General features: G+C 68.3%; 24 protein-coding genes. 10 read left to right on the top strand and 14 right to left on the bottom strand.

The genetic code is table 11. The features are described from left to right. The first annotated feature begins 29 nt into the window (after nt 1-29). The 3 genes from AB0I12_RS30310 to AB0I12_RS30300 all read left to right on the top strand — a co-directional run bounded on the left by AB0I12_RS30310 (nt 30) and on the right by AB0I12_RS30300 (nt 2,669). Nucleotides 30-1,145, top strand: coding sequence for an XRE family transcriptional regulator (locus AB0I12_RS30310; protein ID WP_359935886.1), 1,116 nt, complete (start codon nt 30-32; stop codon nt 1,143-1,145). Nucleotides 1,146-1,155: 10 nt separating this feature from the next. Further along, on the top strand, nt 1,156-1,662 hold the full coding sequence (locus tag AB0I12_RS30305) for a hypothetical protein (RefSeq protein WP_359935884.1): 507 nt from the start codon (nt 1,156-1,158) through the stop codon (nt 1,660-1,662). A gap of 119 nt (nt 1,663-1,781) precedes the next feature. Beyond that, a complete protein-coding gene (locus tag AB0I12_RS30300; RefSeq protein ID WP_359935882.1) occupies nt 1,782-2,669 on the top strand; it encodes an aminoglycoside phosphotransferase family protein in 888 nt (295 codons plus the stop codon). A 24-nt stretch (nt 2,670-2,693) separates the two neighbouring features. Here AB0I12_RS30300 and AB0I12_RS30295 read toward each other — a convergent pair whose 3' ends face one another. The 6 genes from AB0I12_RS30295 to AB0I12_RS30270 all read right to left on the bottom strand — a co-directional run bounded on the left by AB0I12_RS30295 (nt 2,694) and on the right by AB0I12_RS30270 (nt 8,288). Then, nucleotides 2,694-3,569: an Abi family protein gene (locus AB0I12_RS30295; protein ID WP_359936182.1), complete on the bottom strand. Its 876-nt coding sequence runs from the start codon at nt 3,567-3,569 to the stop codon at nt 2,694-2,696. 247 nt (nt 3,570-3,816) lie between these two features. Further along, nucleotides 3,817-4,896 carry a DNA polymerase IV gene (locus AB0I12_RS30290; RefSeq protein WP_359935880.1) on the bottom strand — a complete coding sequence of 360 codons (1,080 nt, stop codon included), beginning with the start codon at nt 4,894-4,896 and terminating at the stop codon, nt 3,817-3,819. Between the two features lie 18 nt (nt 4,897-4,914). Beyond that, the gene (locus AB0I12_RS30285) at nt 4,915-5,736 is read right to left on the bottom strand and encodes an ABC-2 family transporter protein (RefSeq protein WP_359935878.1); all 822 of its coding nucleotides are present in this window, start codon (nt 5,734-5,736) and stop codon (nt 4,915-4,917) included. Further along, the gene (locus AB0I12_RS30280; RefSeq protein ID WP_359935876.1) at nt 5,733-6,545 is read right to left on the bottom strand and encodes an ABC-2 family transporter protein; all 813 of its coding nucleotides are present in this window, start codon (nt 6,543-6,545) and stop codon (nt 5,733-5,735) included. Before AB0I12_RS30280 ends, AB0I12_RS30285 begins: the two co-directional genes overlap by 4 nt. Further along, nucleotides 6,542-7,546 carry an ATP-binding cassette domain-containing protein gene (locus tag AB0I12_RS30275; protein WP_359935874.1) on the bottom strand — a complete coding sequence of 335 codons (1,005 nt, stop codon included), beginning with the start codon at nt 7,544-7,546 and terminating at the stop codon, nt 6,542-6,544. Before AB0I12_RS30275 ends, AB0I12_RS30280 begins: the two co-directional genes overlap by 4 nt. 277 nt (nt 7,547-7,823) lie before the next feature. Beyond that, nucleotides 7,824-8,288 (bottom strand): GNAT family N-acetyltransferase, encoded by a 465-nt coding sequence (locus tag AB0I12_RS30270; RefSeq protein WP_359935872.1) that lies wholly within the window; start codon nt 8,286-8,288, stop codon nt 7,824-7,826. Between the two features lie 31 nt (nt 8,289-8,319). On the opposite strand from AB0I12_RS30270, the gene AB0I12_RS30265 reads away from it, so the two are divergent. Next, entirely contained in the window at nt 8,320-8,730 is a 411-nt protein-coding gene (locus AB0I12_RS30265; protein ID WP_359935870.1) for a PaaI family thioesterase, read from the top strand. A 6-nt stretch (nt 8,731-8,736) separates the two neighbouring features. Here AB0I12_RS30265 and AB0I12_RS30260 read toward each other — a convergent pair whose 3' ends face one another. Both AB0I12_RS30260 and AB0I12_RS30255 read right to left on the bottom strand, forming a co-directional pair. After that, complete coding sequence (locus AB0I12_RS30260) at nt 8,737-9,093, bottom strand: zf-TFIIB domain-containing protein (RefSeq protein WP_359935868.1); 357 nt, start codon at nt 9,091-9,093, stop codon at nt 8,737-8,739. A gap of 84 nt (nt 9,094-9,177) precedes the next feature. Next, nucleotides 9,178-11,079 carry a penicillin-binding transpeptidase domain-containing protein gene (locus AB0I12_RS30255; RefSeq protein WP_359935866.1) on the bottom strand — a complete coding sequence of 634 codons (1,902 nt, stop codon included), beginning with the start codon at nt 11,077-11,079 and terminating at the stop codon, nt 9,178-9,180. A gap of 229 nt (nt 11,080-11,308) precedes the next feature. On the opposite strand from AB0I12_RS30255, the gene AB0I12_RS30250 reads away from it, so the two are divergent. The 3 genes from AB0I12_RS30250 (at nt 11,309) to AB0I12_RS30240 (ending at nt 13,788) form a co-directional block, all read left to right on the top strand. Next, nucleotides 11,309-11,638 carry an L-rhamnose mutarotase gene (locus tag AB0I12_RS30250; protein WP_355694057.1) on the top strand — a complete coding sequence of 110 codons (330 nt, stop codon included), beginning with the start codon at nt 11,309-11,311 and terminating at the stop codon, nt 11,636-11,638. A gap of 69 nt (nt 11,639-11,707) precedes the next feature. Next, nucleotides 11,708-12,262, top strand: a complete 555-nt coding sequence (locus tag AB0I12_RS30245) for a hypothetical protein (protein ID WP_359935864.1) — start codon at nt 11,708-11,710, stop codon at nt 12,260-12,262. Continuing rightward, nucleotides 12,259-13,788 (top strand): FAD-dependent monooxygenase, encoded by a 1,530-nt coding sequence (locus AB0I12_RS30240; RefSeq protein ID WP_359935862.1) that lies wholly within the window; start codon nt 12,259-12,261, stop codon nt 13,786-13,788. Before AB0I12_RS30245 ends, AB0I12_RS30240 begins: the two co-directional genes overlap by 4 nt. Here the strand turns inward: AB0I12_RS30240 and AB0I12_RS30235 are convergent. Beyond that, nucleotides 13,730-14,437 carry a pirin family protein gene (locus tag AB0I12_RS30235; protein WP_359935860.1) on the bottom strand — a complete coding sequence of 236 codons (708 nt, stop codon included), beginning with the start codon at nt 14,435-14,437 and terminating at the stop codon, nt 13,730-13,732. The two genes, AB0I12_RS30240 and AB0I12_RS30235, sit on opposite strands and share 59 nt — an antisense overlap. A 66-nt stretch (nt 14,438-14,503) precedes the next feature. Next, on the bottom strand, nt 14,504-15,907 hold the full coding sequence (locus tag AB0I12_RS30230; protein WP_359935858.1) for a trypsin-like peptidase domain-containing protein: 1,404 nt from the start codon (nt 15,905-15,907) through the stop codon (nt 14,504-14,506). Between the two features lie 618 nt (nt 15,908-16,525). Between AB0I12_RS30230 and AB0I12_RS30225 the strand changes: the two genes are divergently transcribed. Continuing rightward, nucleotides 16,526-16,852 (top strand): MerR family transcriptional regulator, encoded by a 327-nt coding sequence (locus AB0I12_RS30225; protein ID WP_359935856.1) that lies wholly within the window; start codon nt 16,526-16,528, stop codon nt 16,850-16,852. Nucleotides 16,853-16,883: 31 nt separating this feature from the next. Here the strand turns inward: AB0I12_RS30225 and AB0I12_RS30220 are convergent, their stop codons facing one another. Both AB0I12_RS30220 and AB0I12_RS30215 read right to left on the bottom strand, forming a co-directional pair. After that, on the bottom strand, nt 16,884-18,371 hold the full coding sequence (locus AB0I12_RS30220) for a HAMP domain-containing sensor histidine kinase (protein ID WP_359935854.1): 1,488 nt from the start codon (nt 18,369-18,371) through the stop codon (nt 16,884-16,886). 89 nt (nt 18,372-18,460) lie between these two features. Then, a complete protein-coding gene (locus AB0I12_RS30215; RefSeq protein WP_355485247.1) occupies nt 18,461-19,153 on the bottom strand; it encodes a response regulator transcription factor in 693 nt (230 codons plus the stop codon). A gap of 99 nt (nt 19,154-19,252) precedes the next feature. Between AB0I12_RS30215 and AB0I12_RS30210 the strand changes: the two genes are divergently transcribed. Continuing rightward, nucleotides 19,253-20,266, top strand: a complete 1,014-nt coding sequence (locus tag AB0I12_RS30210) for an acetamidase/formamidase family protein (RefSeq protein ID WP_359935851.1) — start codon at nt 19,253-19,255, stop codon at nt 20,264-20,266. Here AB0I12_RS30210 and AB0I12_RS30205 read toward each other — a convergent pair. Both AB0I12_RS30205 and AB0I12_RS30200 read right to left on the bottom strand, forming a co-directional pair. Continuing rightward, nucleotides 20,225-21,199, bottom strand: coding sequence for a TIGR03560 family F420-dependent LLM class oxidoreductase (locus tag AB0I12_RS30205; protein ID WP_359935849.1), 975 nt, complete (start codon nt 21,197-21,199; stop codon nt 20,225-20,227). The two genes, AB0I12_RS30210 and AB0I12_RS30205, sit on opposite strands and share 42 nt — an antisense overlap. Beyond that, entirely contained in the window at nt 21,196-22,089 is an 894-nt protein-coding gene (locus AB0I12_RS30200; RefSeq protein ID WP_359935847.1) for an EamA family transporter, read from the bottom strand. Before AB0I12_RS30200 ends, AB0I12_RS30205 begins: the two co-directional genes overlap by 4 nt. 87 nt (nt 22,090-22,176) lie before the next feature. Here AB0I12_RS30200 and AB0I12_RS30195 point away from each other — a divergent pair, with 87 nt between their 5' ends. After that, on the top strand, nt 22,177-22,620 hold the full coding sequence (locus AB0I12_RS30195; protein ID WP_355694075.1) for an Lrp/AsnC family transcriptional regulator: 444 nt from the start codon (nt 22,177-22,179) through the stop codon (nt 22,618-22,620). The last annotated feature ends 36 nt before the right edge of the window (nt 22,621-22,656 follow it).

Genomic DNA, 22,656 nt, shown 5'->3' with positions numbered 1-22,656 from the left:
TTTCCCAACTCGGCGTCTATGCTCGAAACATGGGGAGCATCGGCGGTCGTGTGCAGCAGTGCATCAGGTCCACATTCCCGACAATTCGCCAGCAGGACCTTGCGAAACGCGTCGGGATGACGCCTGATGCGTTCTCTCGTGCGCTCAACGACAAGCGTGCCTTCTCCTCGATCGAGCTGGCGCTGCTGGCTGATGTGCTGGAAGCCGATGTGCACTGGCTGATCACCGGGACCGTCGACCCGCATCGAGTGCGGATCGCGGCGCGGCACGAGTTCGATCATGCGACTGGCGGACGGAGCGTCCCAGGTCGAGAGCAGGATGATCAAGAACTGGCCAACGTCGCGCTCGCCTACCGACAGGCATACCCGGCAGCCGATCAGCCGTCGACAGCGCCACCGCGAACGGTCGAAGACCTGCGCGCCGCACTCGGCGACAACTTCGTGCGTGACTTCGCCGATCGCGTCGAGGAGCGTCTGGGTATCGACGTGGTGCGAATCGCGGGTTTGACGACCGACTACTCGTTCACCGTCGGCGGCCGCAGCGTGATCCTGCTGGCCGCCCGGGCGAACTGGTTCCGCAGCAATTGGTCGATGGCGCACGAGTTGGCGCACCTGGCATTGGGTCATCACGATGTCGAGGACACCGGCAACAGCCAGGAAGCGGCCGCCAACGCGTTTGCCGCGGACCTGCTTCTGCCTCGCGAGGTGCTGTCGGCCGTGGATTGGCAGAGCATCAGTGGCCATGACCTGGCACGTTTCGTGTGGGATGCGGGCGTATCGTGCGAGGCGCTCATTCGACGACTGAACGCCCTGCAGCTCCCGGTGTCCGTCGAGGTGCGCAAGGCATTGGATGCCCCGACGCAGCGGTTGTTGCGCGAGCACCTGAGCGCCGTCCCCGGCGTGACAGGACGAAGCGGCGAGCTGCCCGCACCGATCGACCTGATCACCGAGCGCATGAACGCGTCGGCGATGCGACGATTTCCGCTGTCCGTGCAGGCTGCCCATCTCCGGCGGATCGCGCTCGGCGAGCTGTCGCCGGGCACCTTGGCGTGGATGTTGGACACCCCTGAGGAGGATCTCGCCGTCGATAGGCCGACGCCGGTTCACGAGTCCGTAGATTCCCTCGCGTCAGCGCTCGGCCTCTGAGCGTTGACCCATGTATTTGTTCTTCCCGGACAACACCGTCCTCGTCAACTTCGCCACGATCGGGCGGGTGGATCTTCTCGAAAAACTTGCCAATAGCAACGGTAGGTGGTGTCTGTCGGTCTCGCGGGAGTGTGCGATGTCGGCGCGGATCGCCGGACTGGAGGCACTCAGCAGTGTGCGCCAATTCCTCGGCGAACCTCTCGAACCTACGCCGGCAGAGTTGCTGGACACCAGGGTGCTCCGTGATCGGATGGCGGCGCCAGGAGATCGACAGACCAAGCATCTGGGCGAAGCCGAGACCATCACGATCGTCACGAGCCGTGATCTGCGGTCCAAGGCGATCTTTGTCAGCGACGACACCGATGCGCTTGTTCATGCGGTGGCTCAAGGCATCAAAGTCGCCGACACCTGGGATCTGTTGGAGCTGGCAGAGCGTGTTGGCGCGATCAACACCGAGGAGCACGCACAGTACGTGACGGCTCTGAGGAGCGCCGGGCGAAGCCGACCACGGCGCTGATCACGGGCGGTAGATACATGGAACTTCGGAATGTGGGGCGAGACGGCCGTGCGTTTCAGCGGGCGCTGACAGCGGGGCAGATCGAGGGTCTTTGCCGGCGGGCGTTCGGGGAAGGTGTCGTGCCGGCGCGGGCTGTGGAGCTGGGGTTTGGGGCGTACAACAGCGTCTACCGGATCGAGCTGGTTGGGTGGGACGACGGGCCGGTGGTGCTGCGGGTGGCGCCTGAGGACGCGTGTCAGTTCGGGTCTGAGCGGTGGTTGATGCGGAACGAGTACGCGAGTGTGCCCTGGCTGGCGGGGATTGCGGCCCTCATGCCGAGGGTGCTGGCTGTGGACTGGTCGCATGACGTGGTCGATCGGGACTGGATGATCCAGAGCTGTTTGCCGGGCGTTCCGGCGCCGGAGCATCTCGGGCGGTATCCGCGGGCCGGGCGGACGACCTTCTTCCGACAGCTCGGGGCGATCGCCCGGACCGTGCACGATGTCCGTGGGCCGTACTTCGGTCGTGTGGACGGGCCGGCGCACGCATCCTGGAGTGAAGTCGTCATCGGGTCGTTCACGCGGATAGCGGACGACCTACAACGAGCAGGACTGGACGCGGCCGACGTACGGCAGGCTGCCGCGCTCGCGGAGCGGGGGCGGGCGACTCTGGACGAGGTACAGGAGCCGCGGCTGTTGACGGGTGATCTGTGGACGGTGAACTGTCTGCTGGACGCCGACGCACCCGAGCCGCTGATTTCGGGTGTGCTCGACTTCGACCGCACCGAGTTCGGTGATCCCGCGGCGGACTGGACGATCCAGATGGCGCAGGCGAAGGACGACGAGCGGGTGGCGTTCTGGCAGTCGTACGGCGAGCTGGACCGGTCACCTGCCGCCACCTGGCGAGCGGCGATCTACGAGGCGCGCCACCTCGCAGCGATCCGGCTCGAACGGCACCGCCTCGCCAAGCCCACAGCAGTACGCGAGAGCTATACCGCGATGGCGAAGGTCCTGGCTGACCTCACCTGAAACAGCGGCTGGTCCGCCGGGATACTACGCGGCCTTCATCGTCCACAGCGGCAGATCCGACCATCCGCGTGGAAAGCCCATGTCCCTTTCCGGAGAGACGTGAGGGACGCTGGGGAACTTCTTGACAAGCGTGCGGAGCGTCAGGGGCCAGTTCTCGCGCGGATCGAGACCTCGCACCAGGTATCCGAGTACGGCCAGGTGGACGTAGATCTTGTGGCGTGGTTCCATTTGAGCGGCGTGGACCAGAGGGCTGCCCACCTGCGCAGGATTGAACTTTCCCGGTTTGTAGGTCGGTTGCCGATTCCAGAACCTCGAGTGATGGGCGCAAAGGTTCCGAATGTAGTTCACGTCTCGCAGCCAAGCAGCCAGGAGTGGTCCGCCGCGGACGCCGACATCCTTTGCGATCGCGTTCTGATCGTGCTTCTTCAGCAGAGCGAACAGCCGGCTCAAGGCTCCGAAGTCGAAGAACTCGACGGCGATCCAGATCGGCATGTGACCGTCGTACTTCCGCTTGTGATGGACGACGTAGTCCTCGTTGCGCGCCTCGTACTCGAGGGCCTCGTACTTCGTGAGCCAGTGCTCGAACGCATCCTGGTCCCTGTGCCGGCCGCCTGGCCCAACCGGGCGGGAGCACGCGTCTGCGTCGAGGCTCTCACGGTGGACGTGACCGAGGTGGTCCCGAAGTCCGAGGACGTAGGCCAGTCGACTGCGGAGCCCGGTCTCCACAGTCTCGATCGCGTCGAGGCAGACCAGCCGAAGCTTCCGATCGAATCTCCAGAGCGCCTCGATATGTTCGAAGCTGATGCCGTCCCGGATTCTGTCGGAACGGCGCGGTCCAGATCTGTGCGTGTCCGATCCGGATGGGAGCAACTCACGAAACGGGTAGATGTATGCGCTCAGCCGCTAGTACCCGACCGTCTTCAACAGTTCGATCGCGGCCGCTTCGTCAGGACAGGAAAGGCCGCGATCGACCAGCTGAGCCAGCTGCTGCTGACGCGTCAAGTGCGGTTTGGCGTACTCCGCCATGCGAAAGCTACCCCCGGAACAAGAAAACCGACCCTTGTTGGCATGAAGCCAACAGCGGGGCCGGTGTTGATGTCCTAGATCTTACAAGGCGTGACTTGCTGACGCAAAGTGAGCGAGCGGTTCACGATGTGGAGCCAGGGACGAATTCGACGCGGACGCCCAGCAGGCGGATGGGGCGGCGGAGTTCGAACTTTTCCAAGAGGAGAAGGGATGTGGTGGCGATGACCTCGGGGTCCTGGGTGGGTTCGGGGAGTTTGCGGCTCTTGATGGGGGTGTAGAAGGTGATGAAGCGGACCTTGACCGACACACGTTGGATGGTGCGGCCTTCGGCGATGACTTCCTGGGTGACTTCGGTGGCGATGCGGCGGAGTTCGCGTTCCACGTCGGCGCGTTCGACGAGGTCGGTCGTGAAGGTTTCCTCGTGGCTGCGGGAGACGGGTTCGCGGGGTACGTCGGTGACCTGGGTGTCGCCGAGGCCGCGGCCCAGGGCGGCGTACCAGGTGCCCATCTTGGGGCCGAAGCGTTTCTTCAGGACGTCGAGGTCGGCGGCGGCGAGTTCGGCGACGGTGGTGATGGCGAGTTCGGCGAGGTTGCGTTCCATCCGCGGGCCGATGCCCCACAGGTCGCGGACCGGGCGGTGGTCCATCACCGACCGCCAGTTGTCCGCGGTGAGGCGGTAGACGCCGGCACCGCCCGCGGCGCCTTCGAAGGGTTCGGCGTGGGAGCGTTCGTGCTTGGCGAAGCCGGTGGCGAGTTTGGCGCGGGTCTTGTTGTCGCCGATACCGACCGAGCAGGTCAGCCCGGTGCGCGCGGCGACGGCGGTGCGCAGTTCGAGCGCCAGCGCTTCCGGATCGTCGGTCTCGGCGCCGACGAAGCACTCGTCCCAGCCCCAGACCTCGACGACGACCGGGAAGGACCGCAGCGTGTCCATCACCTCGGTCGACGCGGCCTCGTACGCGGCCGGGTCGGACGGGAGGAACACCGCCTCGGGGCACTTCTTGTACGCCGCCCGCACCGGCATCCCGGAATGTACGCCGAAGGCCCGCGCCTCGTACGACGCGGTGGCGACCACCTGCCGTGGCTGGGTCGGGTCGCCGGACCCGCCCACCACGACCGGCAGCCCACGGAGCTCAGGTCGCCGCCGGATCTCGACAGCAGCGATGAACTGATCCATGTCCACGTGCAGGAGCCACCAGCTCATAGCTGACAGGTAACCACATCAGCTCGACGCGCTGGAGTACGTCAGCAGGCCGCGCCGCCACACCAGCCGTACCAGCCCCTGAGCCACGACCGCGAGAGCGACACCCAAAGCAACCGGCCCCCATCCGAGATCGCCCGCGAGCGCCCGTACCGGGAACGTCGTCGCGAAGGCCACCGGGAAGGCGAACGTGAGGAACGTCCGGACCGCGACCGGGAAGAAGACCAGCGGATACCGCCCGGCCTCCATCAGGTTCAGGAACACGAACCCGATGGGGTTGACCGACTGCAGCCAGAACGCCAGGAACGACATCGCCGACCAGACCGCGGTCAGCAGCACCAGACCGCAGGCGACCAGCACGACGGCCTGCACGACCTGACCGGCGCCGAACGTGATGTCCGCTTGCACCAGCCCGATCACCAGCACAACGATGCCGCTGGCAACGTTCGTCAGCTCCGCGACGTTGATCCACCGCAAGGTCAGGTAGAACTGGCTCGACACCGGCCGGAGCAGTACGCCGTCCAGCTCGCCCTCGGTCAGGTATGTCGTCATCCGGTTCAGGTTCGGCGCGAGGAAGGTCGCCAGCAGCCCGGTGACGATCTGGAACACCCCGACCAGCGCGATCACCTCGGCCCGCGACCAGCCGTGCACCTCGCTCGTGAACCCGAACAGCAGCAAGGTCGGCACGATGCCGAGCCCGAGCTGCACGAGGCCGACGAGCAGCGTGGTCAGGAAATGCGCACGGAAATGTGTTTCCCGCACCACCGCCTGCGCGAAGAACCGCCGCCACAGCCGCAGATGCCGCCACTGCTTGTGCCACCAGGTCCGGTCCAGCGTGCTCATGCGCCCACCGCCGAGTACGCGCGGATGCCCGCGGACCACACCAGCCGGGCGATCGCCGCGAACACCACGACGTACCCGAGCTGGATCCCCAGCCCCACCAGCAGCTCATGCCCGGTCAGCTGACCCGCGACGATCTCGACCGGGAACGACACCGTGTACCGGAACGGCTGGTGGTCGACGAAGCCCTTCGACCACGACGGCATCAGCGCCAGCGGGACGACGGCGCCGGACAGCACGCTCGCGACGATCACCCGGGCCTGCACGAGCGCGCTCACGTCGTCCATCCAGAACGCCGGCGACGCGATCAGGATGTCGATCGTGAACACCAGCATCGCCCCGAGCAGGAGGCTGATCGCGAACAGCGCCCAGCGTCCCGGGCCGGCCGGGATGTTCATCGAGTCGCGGAAGATCCACCACACGATGCCGATCATCGGCGCCAGCGCGAACAGCTTCAGGAACTTCTCCGACAGGTTGTTCGCGACGAACCCGGTCAGCAACGACGCCGGCCGGACCATCCAGCTGGACAGCTTCCCGAGCCGGATGTCCTGGGCGAGGAATCCCGCCATCCACGACGAGGTCGCCATCGTGACGAAGCCGAGCAGCACGAAGTACGTCGTGATGTAGCGCTCGTCGACCGGCAGTTGGGCTCCGCTCGCGAGCGCCGTCCGCCAGATCAGCAGCGAGATGATCGGCATCGTGATGTTCGCCAGCATGAAGATGATCCACGCGCCGCGGTACACGGACTGCTGCGCGATGTCCGCGGCGGTCATCCGGCGTACGACGCGGAGGTTGCGCGCCAGCGTGCTCATGACAGGTCTCCCAGCGTGCTGCGGCGCAGGAAGAGGTCGCGCATGATGTCCTCGATGTCCGCGTCGGACACGTCGAGGTCGACCAGCGGGCCGAGCCGGGTCAGGTGCTCCATCACCGCACCGGCCTGCTCGCGATCCGCCTCGAGCGCGACCTGCTGCCCGGACACCTCGACCGCGGTCACGCCGTCCAGCCCGCTCAGCCGCACGGCGTCGACGGTCGTCGCGTACGTCGCCCGGACGAGCTTGCGCGGACGCGCCGTACGAACCAGCTCGTCGAGTCCGCCGTCGAACTGCAGCCGGCCGTGGTCGATGATCATCACCCGCGAACAGAGCGCCTCGATGTCGTCCATGTCGTGGCTGGTGATCAGGATCGTCGTACCGCGGACGCGGTTCACGTCGGCGAGGAACGAGCGGACCCGGGCCTTCGCGACCACGTCCAGGCCGATCGTCGGCTCGTCCAGGAACAGGATCTCCGGCCCGTGGACGAGCGCGGCCATCAGCTCCAGCTTCATGCGTTCGCCCAGCGAGGTCTTGCGGACCTGCACGTTCAGCAGGTGCTCGACCTCGAGCAACTCGGCGAGCTCCGCGACGTTGCGGTCGAACTCGGCGGTGGACAGGCCGTACATGTCCTTGTGCAGCAGCAAGCTCTCCATCGCCGGGACGTCCCACCACAGCATGGTCTTCTGGCCCATCACAAGAGCGATCCGGCGCAGGTAGTCGTGCTTGCGGTCCGACGGCGTGTGGCCGAGCACCTGCAGGTCGCCGGAGGTCGTGTACAGCAGGCCGGACAGCATCTTCAGCGTGGTCGTCTTGCCGGCGCCGTTCGGGCCGAGCAGGCCGACGACCTCGCCCTGTCCGATGGAGAAGGTCACCCGGTCGACGGCGAGCCGGGTCTCGTACTTGCGCTTCACCAGGCTCTTCAGCGCACCGCCGAGCCCGGCGCGCTGCTGATGAAAGGTGTAGGTCTTGGTCAGATCGTGTGCCGCGATAACAGGCGTCACGGAGTGCACCGCTTTCCACAGGAGTCGGTTGATGACGGACCGGGCAGCGTCAACGCGCAAACGCGCAGAGCGCAGGACGATCACTTCGCCAGGTGAGATCTGCCGGGTGGACTCCGTGGTCCGTCCCGGCTCCGCGATCCGGTGCGATCGCGTGGGCTGACGTCAAATCAACCGTTATCTCGACGAGGTGTCGACATCGCTCCCTGTGGGTCCTTCCGACGTGCGGCTGCCACCGACCACGGTAAGCCGTCCCGGAAAGCGCCGTCCAGCGGCTTTTTCAGAGGTCCTTGCGCATCTGCTGCGAGATGACCGCGTAGCCGAGCGAGTCGTACAGAGCGATCGCGGTGGTGTTGTCACCGAAGACGTTCAGGTCCAGTCGCGTGTACCCGAGCCGGCGGCACTCCTCCTCGGCGGCGAGCATGATGGCCCGGCCGTACCCCTTGCCGCGGTGCGCGTGGTCCACCTCGATGCCGTAGATGAACGGCACCTTCGCCTTGGTGCTGATCCACAGACTGCCGACCGGCTCGTCGCCGGCGACGGCGATCCAGATCAGTTGCTGATCGGTGGCCGGACCTTCGGGCAGCAGCTGCTCGGTCTGCTCGTACGCGACGGCGAGCGCCTCGTCCGGCGTCAGCCCGCGGGCCGGTCCGACGCCGGCCGCGAACGACGCCGCGGCGCGCTCCAACCAGGTCGGGTACTCGTCGTCGGTGATTGGGCGCAGGAGCACCGGAGATGTCGTCACGTGCTGACCCTAACCGGGTTAGCTTGAACGCATGGAGCTGACTTTCGAGCTTGCCGAGAAGGTACTTGCCGCGCAGCCGTTCAGCGTGCTGCTGGGGACGCGGCTCACCGCGTTCGGCGGCGGTGCGGCGACCCTCGAGCTCACGATCCGTGACGATCTCCGCCAGCAGAACGGGTTCCTGCACGGAGGTGTGCTCAGCTATGCGGCCGACAACGCGATCACCTTCGCCGGCGGATCCGCGCTCGGCCCGGACGTGCTGACCGGTGGCTTCACGATCAGCTACCTCCGCCCGGCGCAGGGCGTCGTACTGCGGGCCGAGGCCCGGGTCGTACACGCGGGCAGCCGGCAAGCCGCGTGTACCTGCGAGCTCGTCACCCTCGACGAGAACGGCGACGGCACCCTGTGCGCGATCGCCCAGGGCACCGTCGTCGGCCGTCGGTAATCCCTCTCAGTCGAAGAGCTCTTCGAGGAACGACTTCTTCTTTTTCTTGTGCTGGTGCTGGTTCCCGTACCGCGGGTCGTAGCGCCGGTCGTCGTTGTCGTAGCGCCGCTCGTCGTACCGCCGCTCGTCCGGGCGGCGGTCGTCGTACCGGCGCTTCTCGTCGTACCGCTGCTCCTCGTGGCGCTTCTCCTCGCGCCGCGGCTCCTGCGGTGCGTTGAACCGGAGCTCGGCGTCCACCAGGTGCTCGAGCTCACCCCGGTCGAGGAAGATGCCGCGGCACTCACCGCACTGGTCGACGGTGATGCCGCTGCGCTCGTACGTCCGCATCGCGCCCCGGCACTTGGGACAGATCAGGCTTTCCATCCGGCAACGGTAAGTGACGAAATCCCCGTCAGGCCGCGCTCTCAGCCAACTCTCAGCAACTTCCTACCCAGCACCGGCCAGGCCCTACTTGAAGCTCGACAGGAACGTCTTCAGGATCGGGCCCGCGGTGTGCGAGCCGGACTCGCCGCCCTCGACGATCACCGCGAACGCGACGTCGCCGCGGTAGCCCGCCATCCAGGCGTTGGTGGTGACCTTGCCCTTCACCACGACCTCGGCCGTGCCGGTCTTGGCGGCGACTGCGCCGTTCCCGGCGAGCACGCTGGCGGTACCGCCGGTGACCGTGGTCCGCATGAACGTCCGCAGCGCCGCAACAGTTGCTGCTGGCAACGGAGAGGCGGCCGCGCCGGCGGCGTCCTTGCCCGGCACGAGCACCGGCTTCATCGCCGTACCGTGATCGACCGTCGCTGCTACCAGCGCGATCGCCAGCGGGCTGGCGGTGACCGTGCCCTGGCCGATCATCGACGCGGCCTCCTCGACGTCGTCCTTCGGCGCCGGGACCTGGCCGCCGTACGCCGAGAGCGACAGGTTCAGGTCCCGCCCGATACCGAACATCGCCGCGGCCTTCGTCATCCCGTCCTTCGGCAGCCGGGCGTGCTGCGAGATGAACGCGGTGTTGCAGGACTTGTTGAACGCCGTCTGCATCGTGCCGTTGCCGTACGCCGCGAGCGCGTCGTAGTTCTTGAACGTCTTGCCGAACACGCTGATCGTGTCCGTGCACGGCAACGGCGTCGCCGCGGTCTCACCGCTGCCGAGCAAGGCCGCCGAGGTGACGATCTTGAACGTCGAGCCCGGCGCGTACCGGCCCTGGAAGGCGCGGTTGTAGCTCGCCACCTGCGGGCCGTTCGCCGCGGCCAGGATCTGGCCGGTCGAGGCCTGGACCGCGACCAGCGACGCGGGCAGCTTGCTGGTCGCCAGCGCGGCCTCGGCGGCCTTCTGCATGTTCGTGTCCAGCGTGGTCTTCACCGGCTTGCCGGCGGTGCCCTTCTGGGTGAAGACGGTCTTGATCGTCAGCTTGGTCTTGCCGTCCCGCAGCGCGACCGTGCCGCCGGGCGTCCCGGCGAGCTGCTGTTGGAACGCGTACTGCAGGCCGGTGGTGCCGACCTGGTCCTGCGCCGACGCGGTCGGCCCGGCGTTCTTCAGCGTGTCCTCGTTCGCCGTCTTCATGGTGCCGATGATCGAGCGGGCGAACGTCGCGGTCGGCGGCAGCGACTGCGTACCGCCCATGGTGAGCACGCCGGGCAGCTTGCTCATCGTCGGCCGCAGCACCTCCCACTCCTCGGCGCGGATCGTGATCGCGTCGACGAACTGCCCGGCCGGCGCCGCCTTCGCCCGCGCGGCGAGCTTCGCGCCGTCCACGTCCAGGTACTTCGTGAACGCGGCGTACGTCGCTGCCGTCGCCTTGGTGCCCGACGCGACACCGACGATCACGACCGGCCGGTTCGCGGTCAGGGCGACGCCGTTGCGGTCCTGGATCGAGGCCCGGGCCGGCAGCGCGCGGACCCGCTTCAGGTAGTTGCTGTCGCCCAGCCCGGGGTAGATCGTGTCGCCCGACGCCTTGATCTTCCACGCGTCGCCGGTCTTCACCGCGGTCGCCGTACTGGTCCACTTCATCGCGCCGATCCCGCGTAGCTGCGCCTCGACGGCGAGCTCCTGGGTGCAGCTCGTGCCGTCGGTGCACTTCGGATCGCCCTGCGGGGTCACCGTGACGGTGCTCGCGACCAGCGCGGTGTCGACGTCGTCGAGCCGCTTGCCGAACACCGTCGGGTTGTCGGTGAGCGCGCCGGCCGCGTCCGGCTTGCCGTCCGGGGCCCAGGCCTTCACCCAGGCGTCGGCGAACTGCTTGATGACCGCGCCGGACGCCTGCTGCTCGTCGCTCCCGGACTTCCCGCCGCCGGACTTGCTGTCCGAACAACCAGCGGTGATCAGCAGACTACTCAGGCAGACGATGGCAGTGGTTCGCTTCACGTTCCCAACTCTCGCACGACGACGGATGGACACCGGGCACAGTCTTCGGCGTGTGGCTCCTGGCCACGAGGGCGAAACTACTCAACTCACCCAACTACGACGCGCGCACCCGCTCGGGAGTTGGCGCCAGACGGCGGGCGAATCGCGACCAAGACGCTGTGCGTATCGGCCCGGCCGGATTCTGGAACCGCGTTCCACGGTCGCCGTACCGAGCGTATTCTGCTCCTTTGTGACCCGCCTTGCTCTGCACAGCCGCCTGCTTCCCGGTACCGAAGAGGCCTACGAGATCGAGCACGCCCGCGTCTGGCCGGAACTGATCACGGTGATGCGCGCCGCCGGGATCAGCGACTGGTCGATCTGGCGCAGTGGCCGCGACCTGTTCCACCTGGTCGTCTCCGACGATTTCGAGGCAGCCGTCGCGCAGCTCAAGGACGACCCGGTCGACCAGCGCTGGCAGCAGCACATGAGCCAGTTCGTCGAAGGCTTCGCCCAGAATCCCGAAGGCGTCGCCGGCCAGTCCCTGCGCCATGTCTGGACCATGAGCGAACAAACCGACTAGTACGAAGGTCCCGGCCGGTCGGGACCTTGTGTCGTAACCGGGCGACCGCCGCCGCGCGACGGTGGTGACGTGGAGCATTTGCGATTGGGCGTGGCCCTGCCGCGGTTGGCGGCCTGCGCGGGGCGGACCGCCGTACAGCTTGCCCGCAGACGCATCCGCTTCCCGCGGGGTCAGGTCGGTCGGCGGGTGCGGTTCGCCGACGGGTCGACGGCGTACGTCTACCGCGAGACGGTGATGGAGCTGCCAGCGGAGCCGCTGAACCCGTGTGTGTTGATCGTCCAGTTCCGGCTGCGGCGCGTCAGAGGAGTCGGACACCGGCTGTTCCGCGCCGAGAGCTGGCTGAACACCCCGTTGTTCGCCGGTTTCCCGGGGTTCGTGTCGAAGCTCTGGTTCGCGGCGGACGAGTCCGGTGTGTACCGCGGCATGTACGACTGGGACGGCCCCGACCAGGCCGACGCGTACGTCCGCGCCCTCTGGTGGCCGCTCGCCCTCGTCTCCGAACTCGACTCGATCCACCACCGCGTGCTGCCAGGCCTCCGGCGCGACGACGTGCTCGCCGACCCGACCTGCGTCGACGGCCCCGCAGCCCCCGACCAGTGGTGGCGGCCGCAGGAGTCCTGGTGACACGTGTCCTGGTGGTGGGCGCGGGGCCGACCGGCCTTGCTCTTGCGCTGCAGGCCCACGCGTTGGGTGCCGCGGTCCGCGTGATCGACCGGCGTACCGAAGCGGCCAGGCCCTCGCGGGCGATGATGCTGCACGCGCGATCGCTCGAGGTACTGCGTCCGCTCGGCGTTGTCGACTCCCTGCTGAGGTACGCCGACAGCGCGCCGACCGTACGGCTCCACCTGCGAGGGCGTGTGCTCCCGGTGCGGATCGCGGAGCTCGCGGTGCCGGACACGGCGTACCCGCATCTGACGCTGCTCCCTCAGGCCCGGGTGGAGTCGGTTCTCGCGACCGCGCTGGAGAGCCGGGGCGTCCCGATCGAGCGGGGGGTCGAGCTCGCGTCTCTCAGGTCGGCGCGGAGGAACGGCGTACAGGTGCAGTTGCGTGGGCGTGGCGAGGCGACTTGTGACTATCTGGTCGGGTGTGACGGTGCCGACAGCACTGTTCGCCAGGCGGTTGGCATCGGGACGAGCGGCGGAGTCTACGACCGGGAGATCGTGCAGGCCGATCTGGAGCTGGACGGCGGCCTCGGTACGGACACCGCGCATGTGTCGACCACTCGCGCCGGTCTGATCTTTCTGTTCCCGCACGGCGATCAGGCGGCGTGGCGGCTGCTGGCGACCAGGCCGGTCGGTGGTGGCCCGATGTCGCCGCGGGACGTGCAAGAGATGCTCGACGCGGCTCGGCTGCAGACGCGGGTCAGCCGGGTTGCCTGGTCGGAGATCGTGCCGATGCGCCACCGGCTGGCCGATCGCTACCGGGACGATCGGGTGTTCCTCGCCGGCGATGCCGCGCATGTCCACTCACCGGCCGGCGGACAGGGGATGAACACGGGGATCCAGGACGCGATCAACCTCGGCTGGAAGCTGGCCCAGGCCGCGTACGCCACAGATCCGGAAACGCTGCTGGACTCGTACGAGTTGGAGCGCCGGCCGGTGGCCCGTGCCACGACCGCCTGGACGAACCTCGTCTTCTGGGCAGAGTCCGGCCTGGATCCGATCGCCTCACTGATCCGCACGGTCCTGATGCCGCTCGGCGCACCGTTGGTCGTGCCCACCGTGTTGCGCCGGAGGCATCTGACGGCCGCCGGTTTCCGGATCCTCGCGCAGCTCCGCGTTGCGTACCCGAGCAGCCGGCTGTCGATCGACGACGGCCGACCCGACTCGCTCCCTCTGCGGGTCGGCGATCGGCTGCCCGATTTGCCCGTAGCAGTCGCGGACGGCAGCACTCGGCTGCAGACGCTCACAGCTCAGCCCGGTACGCATCTCCTGCTGCTCCGCGACGCGCCGACGGTCGAGGTGGACGATACGTCGATCCATGTCCATCGGCTGCTGGATCGTGGCGGTCGCGGCCTCGTCGCCGTACGTCCTGACGGTTACGTCGGTCTGCGGACGACTGAGGCCTCCTCGCCGCAGGTTGCGCACTGGCTCAGCTCGACTGGTGCATCTCCCACACCAGCAGTTCTGCGCCGGCGGGGCCTGCGGTGACGCGTTCGCCGTCGGCGTGCGTGATTCGTACGGCGTCTGCCGTGGCGAGGTCGCCGGCGCCTTCGAGGTTCGCCGTTCCTGCTGCGACGAAGAGGTGCAGGTACTGCGCTGCGGGGAGGGTGATCGCGGCACCGGGGGCCAGGCGGGCGACGGACATCCCCGCCGACTCCTGATTCAGGCGGATGGCCGTGGTGCCCGCGTGCCTGGCGAGCCCGGACGCCACCGGGATCAGCTCACCGGTCGTCAGATCGAGCTCCGCCTGCTCGTACGACGGCGGCAGATCGAACCGGTCCGGCCGAACCCACATCTGCACGTAGTGCACCGGCTCGGCGCCGTCGTTCCACTCGGAGTGCTGAATCCCCGACCCGGCAGTTATCCGCTGCGCGAGCCCCGGATACACGCTCCCGCTGTTCCCCTCCGAGTCCCGGTGCGCCAGCGCCCCCCGCAGCACCCAGGTCACAATCTCCAGATCCTGATGCGGATGCGTCCCGAACCCCGTGCCCGGGGCAACCGTCTCGTCATTGTGCGCGACCAGGAACCCGAACCCGACATTCGCCGGATCGTAATGCCCCCCGAACGAGAACGAGTGCCACGACTCCAGCCACCCGTCCTCGGTCCGGAACCGCTCCTGAGCCCGATGAATCTCCACGGGACCAAGTAAAACGGACTGCGCCGCTCGGTGGGCGGCGCAGTCCGGTCTTGGTTGGACGGTTGGTCAGCCGGTGGGGTTCCCGTTGTCGGAGCCGAGGGTGGCGTTGACGGTCTGGGGTTTGCCGTTGCGGGTGACGGAGAGTTTCACTTCATCGCCCGGGCGGTGCGAACGGACTGCGGCGACCAACGCGTCCCCTGACGCGATCGCCTTGCCGTCTACAGCGGTCACCACATCACCCGACTGCAGACCGGCCTTGTCCGCCGCACCGCCGGACGTAACCTCGCCGAGGCGTGCTCCGTTCGTGAGCCCGTCGGAGGACTGCGCGTCGCCGACCGTCACACCGAGCCGCGCATGCGTGGCCTTGCCCTTGGCCACCAGCTCGTCGATGATCGGCTTGGCCTGGTCGATCGGGATGGCGAAGCCCAGGCCGATGTTCCCGCCCTCGGATTGTCCCGATCCGCCGGCGGTCTTGATCGCGCTGTTGATACCGACCACCTGGCCGGCGAGGTCGATCAGGGCGCCGCCGGAGTTGCCCGGGTTGATCGCGGCGTCCGTCTGGATTGCTGGGAAGACTGTCGTGCTGTCCTGCTGCTCGTCGCCGGACGTCACCGGCCGGTTCAGCGCCGAGACGATCCCGCTGGTCACGGTCGCCTCCAGGCCGAACGGCGAGCCGATCGCCACCACGCCCTGCCCGACCGCGAGCTTGCCGCTCTGGCCGAGGGTGGCCGGTGTCAGGTCGGTCGCGTCGGCGTGGATCACCGCGAGGTCGGTGAGCGGGTCGGTGCCCTTGACCGTGGCGTTCACCGTCCGGCCGTCGTTCAGCATCACGCTGATGTTCGCGCCCTGCCCGGCGCCGGCGACGACGTGGTTGTTGGTGACGATCAGGCCGTCCTTGCTGATCACGATGCCGGACCCGGTGGCCGCGCCCTGCGACGTCGCGACCGCGATCTTCACCACGCTCGGCAGGACCTTCGCGGCGGCGCTCTGCACGGAGCCGTCTGGCGCCGACGCGGGTGCCGCCTGGTTGCCGTTCAGCGGGGCGGTCACGGACGGGGTGTTCGCGGTGTGGTCGGTGGTGGCCGAGTAGACGGCCGCGCCGCCGACACCGCTCGCGGTGCCGACCAGCAGCGCGGTCAGCGCCACCACGGCCAGACCGGCCCGGCGCTTCGGCTTCGGCGCGGTGGCCGTGGCCTGCTGCGGGCCGAGGGGCCAGTTCGGGCCCGGAGACGCCCCCTGATGCGTCCCCGGTGCGCCGAACTGCGGATACGCACTCCCACCTGTGGAGTACTGTCCCGGCCGCTGCCCCTGCGGCCCCGAGTCCAGCCGCGGCTGCCCGCCCTGCGGCGCGAACTGCTGCTGCTGATGCTGCCCGTACATCGGCAGCTGCTGCGTCCGCTCCGGCCCCTGCGGTCCCTGTACGTCGTGGCCGGGCTGGTTCTGCGGCTGCTGCGGCTGGTTCTCGGTCATGGCAAGTACTTTGACGGCCGGACCTGAGAGGGCCCTGAAGATCCGCTCGGAGTGACCGAAGAACTCTATGAAGATCCTCTGAAGACGGAGCCGCGGCAAGATCCTTAACTCGCGTCTTACGAAAACCTGTGCTGGCGAAAGTAGACATCCGTCGCTCCACTGGCTAGAGTCTCTCGTGTTGCCAAGAGAGAACAAGCGAAGCTGACGCGGGCGGCCAACGACCGCCCAAGCAGAACCAGCAGAACCCGGCCGACGAGTAGTTCGCAGTACGAGAAGTTCGCAGTACAGCAAGAGTGAAGTGGCAAGTCGCAGCACTCGGCCGGTGCAGTAAGAAGTCGGAACACTGAAGAAGAGGAGTGGATTACATCATCAGGATCGCCCGCTGTGGCTGTAGTTCGCCGGGCGGGTACCGCAGTCCCATCGTGATTGGAAGGTGGTTCTCGGTTACGCATTCTGCGATCCCAGTGGAGTCCGGCCTTCACGGCGGACCACGGAAGTAGACGCTGACCCAAGGGTCAGTGGATGGTGACAATCCAAACCCCAAGGGCCCCGGTGCTTCGGCACCGGGGCCCTCGACACGGAGGTGCGATGACCCCAGACCGGCCGACGGAGCAGACCATGTCAGAAGACCCCGAAACACCCGCGACGAACTTGGACGACGAGGACTTTCCCGCCTACACGATGGGCCGGGCCGCCGAACTGCTCGGCGCCACGCCTGGATTCCTGCGCAGTCTGGACGAGGCGAAGCTGATTACCCCGCAGCGCTCCGACGGTGGGCATCGCCGCTATTCCCGCTACCAGCTCCGCCTGGCAGCCCGCGCTCGCGAGCTGGTCGACAACGGGACGTCCCTGGACGCCGCCTGCCGGATCATCATCCTGGAAGATCAGCTGGCCGAGGCGCTGCGGATCAACGCCGAGCACAGCGCATCGAACGACGAGGGCTGATCGAGGTACTCGGCGTCCGGGCCACGGCCTGTTACCGGGTCTGGGTCGCCGCGTGCGGCAGCCACAGCGTGAACTGGGCGCCGGCCCCCGGCACGTTCCGCGCGTAGATCATCCCGCCGTGCTGCTCGGCCGCGTGCTTCACGATCGCCAGGCCCAGCCCGGACCCGGGGCGACCGCGCGCCTCGCTGGACCGGTAGAACCGGTCGAACACGTGTGGCAGGTCCGCCTCGGCGATCCCCGGCCCGGAGTCGGTGACTGTCAGTACGCCGTCCACGAGCCGGACCGTGACGTGCCCGACGGGCTGCCCGTCGCTGTGCTGCGCCGCGCCTTCGGGAACGCTGTACTTCGCGGCGTTGTCGAGCAGGTTCGTGACCGCGCGCCCGAGCAGCCGCTCGTCACCCCACACCGGGAACGGTGTGAGCTGGACGTCCCAGTCCAGTCCGGGCGCACGCCGCCGGACCTTGATGACCGCGTCCTCGACCACGTTGGACAGCTCGATCAGCTCCGCGTTCCGCACCTGCGGGGTGTCGCGGGCCAGCTCGGTCAGGTCGCCGATCAGCGTGGTCAGTTCGTCCATCTGGGCGCGGACGTCGTCCAGCAGCTGCTGGCGGTCTTCGGGCCGGAGGCCGCCGCGCTTGTCGGCCTGCGCGAGCAGGTCCAGGTTCGTCCGGACGCTGGTCAGCGGCGTACGCAGCTCGTGGCCCGCGTCGCCGACCAGCCGGCGCTGCCGGTCGCGGGACTGTGCGAGCGCGCCGAGCATCGCGTTGAACGCCATCGCCAGCCGGGAGATCTCGTCCGTCCCGGCGACCGGGATCGGTTTCAGGTCTTCGGTGCGGGCGACGTGCTCCGCCGCGCCCGTCAGCCGCGCCAGCGGTCGCAGACCGGACCGCGCCACCGCGTTGCCCGCGAGCGCGGCGCCGATGACGCCGATCAGCCCGAACGCCCACAGCACGATGCCCAGGTTGTGCAGTGTCTGGTCGATCGCGCCCAGCGACTGCGCGACGACCAGCGCGCCCGGCTGATACAGGCCGGGCTCCTCGTCGCAGGGTGCGTTGGCGGGACAGTAGCGGGCAGGCACGGCAACCACCCGGAAGTGGGAGCCGCCGTTGCGTAGACCGACTGTGCGCAGACTGGCCTCGTTGCCCTGGTTCTGGGCGATCTGCAGCTCGTCCGGCCCCATCGGCGGGAGCGGACTGTTCCGTGGCGCCCACTTCTGGCCGTCGGCGCTCAGGACGCCGACCCGGATGTCGCTCAGGCCCAATGCGTCGGCCGAGGCATTCTGCAGGTTGTAGAGGTTGGTCAGGACGCCCTTCTGGGAGGCCTGGCTGGCGCGCTGGATCAGGCTGTCGTCCAGGTTCTGGTACATCTGCTGACGCACCGTGACGTACGCAGCGACGCTGACGATCGCCACCGCCAAGCCGACCGCGACGGCCGCGAGCAGCGTCACGCGGGCGTGCAGGGTCAGCTTGTGGAGCGTCTCGTTCCACCAGCTCTGGGTGCGGGCGGCTGTCGCCGCCACACGGTTTCCATTGCTCTTGGCAACAGGTGGTGCGGGTTGCGGTTGCGGCCGGTCGGTGTACGACGGAAAGCCCTCGGGGTGTTGCTGGCTCACGGCGGGGTGTCCCTCAGCACATACCCGATACCGCGGACGGTGTGGATCAGGCGGGGCAGGCCCTCGACCTCGGTCTTGCGCCGCAGGTAGCCGATGTAGACCTCGAGGGAGTTCGCCGTGGTGGGGAAGTCGTAGCCCCAGACCGCGTCCAGGATGACCGCGCGCTCCAGCACCCGGCGCGGGTTGCGGATCAGCAGCTCGAGCAGCGAGAACTCGGTGCGGGTGAGCTGGATCGGCACGTCGCCGCGGTGCACCTCGTGCGCGTCGACGTCGACCACGAGATCGGCGTACTGCAACACCTCGCCGCGCTGGCCGCCCTCGCCCGGCGTGGTGCTGCGGCGCAGCAGCGCGCGCAGCCGGGCCAGCAACTCCTCCAGCGCGAACGGCTTGGTCAGGTAGTCGTCGCCGCCGGCGTCCAGGCCGTCCACCCGGTCCGCGACCGCGTCCCGCGCGGTGAGCACCAGGATCGGCACGTTGTTGCCCGCGGCCCGCAAGGCCTTGGTGGTCTCCAGCCCGTCCAGCCGGGGCATCATCACGTCCATCACGACGACGTCCGGCTCGACGTTGCCGATCACCGCGAGCGCCTCGGCGCCGTCGGACGCGGTCACCACCTCGAAGTCGTTGAACTCCAGCGAACGGCGCAGCGAGTCCCGGACCGCCCGGTCGTCGTCCACCACCAGTACCCGCATCGTCTGCCCCGCTCCACTCGAAGTTCCGTGACCGAGAGTAGGTCGCTTCTGTGAGAATCGCCTGAGAACCCGCTGATCCTCACCAATAGGTTGCCAGACGTGGACATTGTCGAATTCACACCTGAGCCCGCCGACTACGCCTGGACCTTCGGCGGGGTGCCTCCGGTACGCCGGGTGCGGCCCGGTACCGCCCTGCGGCTGTGGACCGAGGACGCGTTCGCGGGCAGCCTCCGCAGTACGACGGACCTCGCCAGCGCCTCGCTGACGATGCCGTTCGTGAACCCGCAGACCGGGCCGTTCTACGTCGAGGGCGCCGAGCCGGGCGACACACTCGTGCTGCACTTCGTCGAGCTGACCCCGGCGCGGAGCTGGGGCGCGTCCGCGACGATCCCGTTCTTCGGCGGCCTGACCAGCACGGACCGGACCGCGACGCTGCAGGACCCGCTGCCGGAGCGGACCTGGATCTACGAGGTGGACAGCGCTCGCCGGACGGTCGGCTTCCAGGCGCAGGGCAGCGATCTGGAGGTCGCGCTGCCGCTCGAGCCGATGCTCGGCACCGTCGGGGTGGCCCCGGCGGGCGGTGAGGTCCGCTCGGCGCTGGTGCCGGACACCTTCGGCGGGAACATGGACACGCCGGAGATGCGCTCCGGAACCACCTGCTACCTGAACGTGAACGTCGAGGGTGCGCTGTTCTCGGTCGGTGACGGTCACTACCGGCAGGGTGAGGGCGAGTCCTGCGGCACCGCGGTCGAGGGCGCGATGAACGTCGTCCTGATCGTGGACCTGCTCAAGACGCCCGGGCCGGTCTGGCCGCGGCTGGAGAGTGACGAGTACCTGTCTGTCGTCGGCTCCAGCCGGCCGCTCGAGGACGCGTGGCGGGCCGGTCAGGTCGACATGGTGCGCTGGCTCGGCGAGCTGTACGGACTGGACAAGCTGGACGCGTACCAGCTGCTCAGCCAGGTCAGTGAGGTCCCACTGGCCAACGTGGTCGACGCCAACTACAGCGTGGTCACCAAGGTCCCGAAGCGCCTCCTCCCGCAGGCCACGGCGTACGACGGGATCCACCGGCGGCTAGCCGAACTGCGGAATGACCTCCTCGGCGAACCGCTGTAGCGGCTCGTGGTCGTAGGCGACGCCGGGGATGTACGAGATCACGTAGTCGATACCGGCCTCCGCCAGCCGCTCGACGTGCTCGCTCAGCTGCTTCGTCGTGACGACCTCCGCCAGCACATGTGACGTCCCGCCGGAGCCGATCTCCAGGAACTCCTCCAGGCTGTACCGCCCGCGGGCCCTGGCTGTCGCGGCCACCGGGTCGGCGCCCGCCTCGACCGGGAACACGTTCAGGCTGGTCGACTTGATGATCTCGTCATAGTCGCGGCCGACCTCGTCGCAGTGCTTGCGGAGGATCGCCAGCTTCTGCGCGATGACGTCGACGCGTCCGGTCCCGAAGTTGCAGGCATCGCCGTACTTCGCCACCAGCCGCAGCGTGACCCGCTCGCCGCCGCCGCCGATCCAGAGCTTGGGGCGGCGCCGCGGGACGACGTACGGCTTGTCGACGGAGTGGTACTGCCCCTGGAACACCACGTCGTCCTCGGTCCACAGCCGGTGCAGCAGCTCGACCGACTCGGTGAACGAGCCCATCCGCTCCTTCTGGCTCGTCCAGGGGTAGCCGTACGCCCGCCACTCGTGCTCCGACCAGCCGGCGCCGATCCCGGCGTACATCCGGCCGTGACTGGCCACGTCCACCGTGGCCGCCATCTTGGCGAGCAGTGCGGGGTTGCGGTACCCGTTGCAGCCGACCAATTGACCCAGGTTCACCCGTGTCGTGTCACGCGCCAGGGCGGCTGTCGTCGTCCACATCTCGAAGACGGTCTCGCGGGTGGGCTCGGGGACGGTGTGGAAGTGGTCGAAGAGCCAGATCGAGTCCCAGGGACCGGCGTCGGCCGCCTTGGCCACAGCGGTCATGGCCTCCCACTGCTCGACCGGGTCCGCCAGCTCGACCAGATCCATCCGCCAGCCCTGCGGAACGAACACACCGAACTTCATGCTGTCCTCCTGGAGATGGCCACGCCGGCCAGGCACAGTGCGCCGCCGGTGAGGGCCAGTGCGGTGGGAGCCTCGCCCAGCGACAGCCAGGCCAGGAAGATCGCGACAACCGGTACGGCGTAGACAGTGACGCCCATGCGTCCAGCACTCGTACGGCGGAGCGCGAAGGCCCACGTGGTGAAGCCGAGCGCGGTCGGGAACGCGGCCAGGTACACGACCCACCAGATGGTCGCTGCATCCGCGGCCCGGAGCTCAGTGACCAGTGTCGGCGCGAACGGCAGGCAGACGACCGCGCCGATCGTGCAGGCGAGCCAGGTGACCTCAGCGGCGGGCAGACGGCTGAGCAGCGGCTTCTGCGTCACCACGCCGACGGCGTACGAGATGGCGGCGACCACGCACAGCACCACGCCCCACGTCTCGGCGCGGCCGCTGGACGTCGACGTACCGATCACGACGATGCCGGCGAACGCGACCAGGCCGCCGATCACCAACTGCCGCGGGAAACCCTCGCCCAGACCCAGTCCGGCGAATACTGCGATCAGCAGCGGCGCGATGTGGACGAGCATGGCCGCCGTACCGGCGTCGAGTCGGCGCTCGGCTTCGTTGAGAGCGAGGTTGTAGACGCCGAACCACAGCACACCGCACGCGATCAGCGGCAACCAGTCGCGCCGGACCGGCCAGCGCCGTACGGCGGGCTGCTGCCGCTTGACCAGCAAGGCCCCGAGGAAGACGCTGCCCAGGCCGAGCCGGGCCAGCGAGAGCGGGCCGGCGGAGATCTGGGTGCCGACGTGCCGGATGGCGACGAACGATGACGCCCAGAGCACGACCGTCGCAGCAGCGGCACCGGCTGCGAGGCCGATCCGCGGCCGGGCTTCGGTAAGTGTTGTCACGCTCATTACAGTAGAAACGAAGTCTGCGGCGATCTATGGCGATTCGGAGTCCAGGAGGCGGTCTTGCTTACCGAAACGAGAAGTCAGATGCTGGATGAGCTCAATACCCGAATCCTGGACGAGCTGACCGCCGATCCCCGGCTGCGGACCACCGAGCTCGCCCGGCGGCTCGGGGTGTCCACGCCGACGGTGCGCGAGCGGGTGGCGCGGCTGGAGGAGTCGGGCGTGATCCGCGGGTACCGCCTCGACATCGACCCGGCCGCGCTCGGCCGGCCGGTCGCCGCCTGGGTGCGGCTGCGCCCCGGCCCGAACCAGATCCCGAAGATCATCGAGCTCGCCGGCCGCGTCCCGGAGGTCGTCGAGTGCCACCGGATCTCCGGCGAGGACTGCTTCCTGATGCGCGTCCAGGTCGCCGAGATCGCCGCGCTGGAAGAGGTGCTGGACAAGTTCCTGCCGCACGGGCAGACCACCAGTTCGTTCATCGTCTCCACCCCGGTGCCGCCGCGGAGCGTGCCGCTGTCCGCTGGGTGAACCCCAACCACCGTCGAGAGTGGTCTGCATCACTAG

Origin of the sequence: Kribbella sp. NPDC050459, assembly GCF_040655315.1 — a bacterium.
Taxonomy (GTDB): domain Bacteria; phylum Actinomycetota; class Actinomycetes; order Propionibacteriales; family Kribbellaceae; genus Kribbella.
The sequence above is the reverse complement of the archived record's forward strand: the minus strand, read 5'-3'. Positions and strand labels throughout refer to the sequence as shown.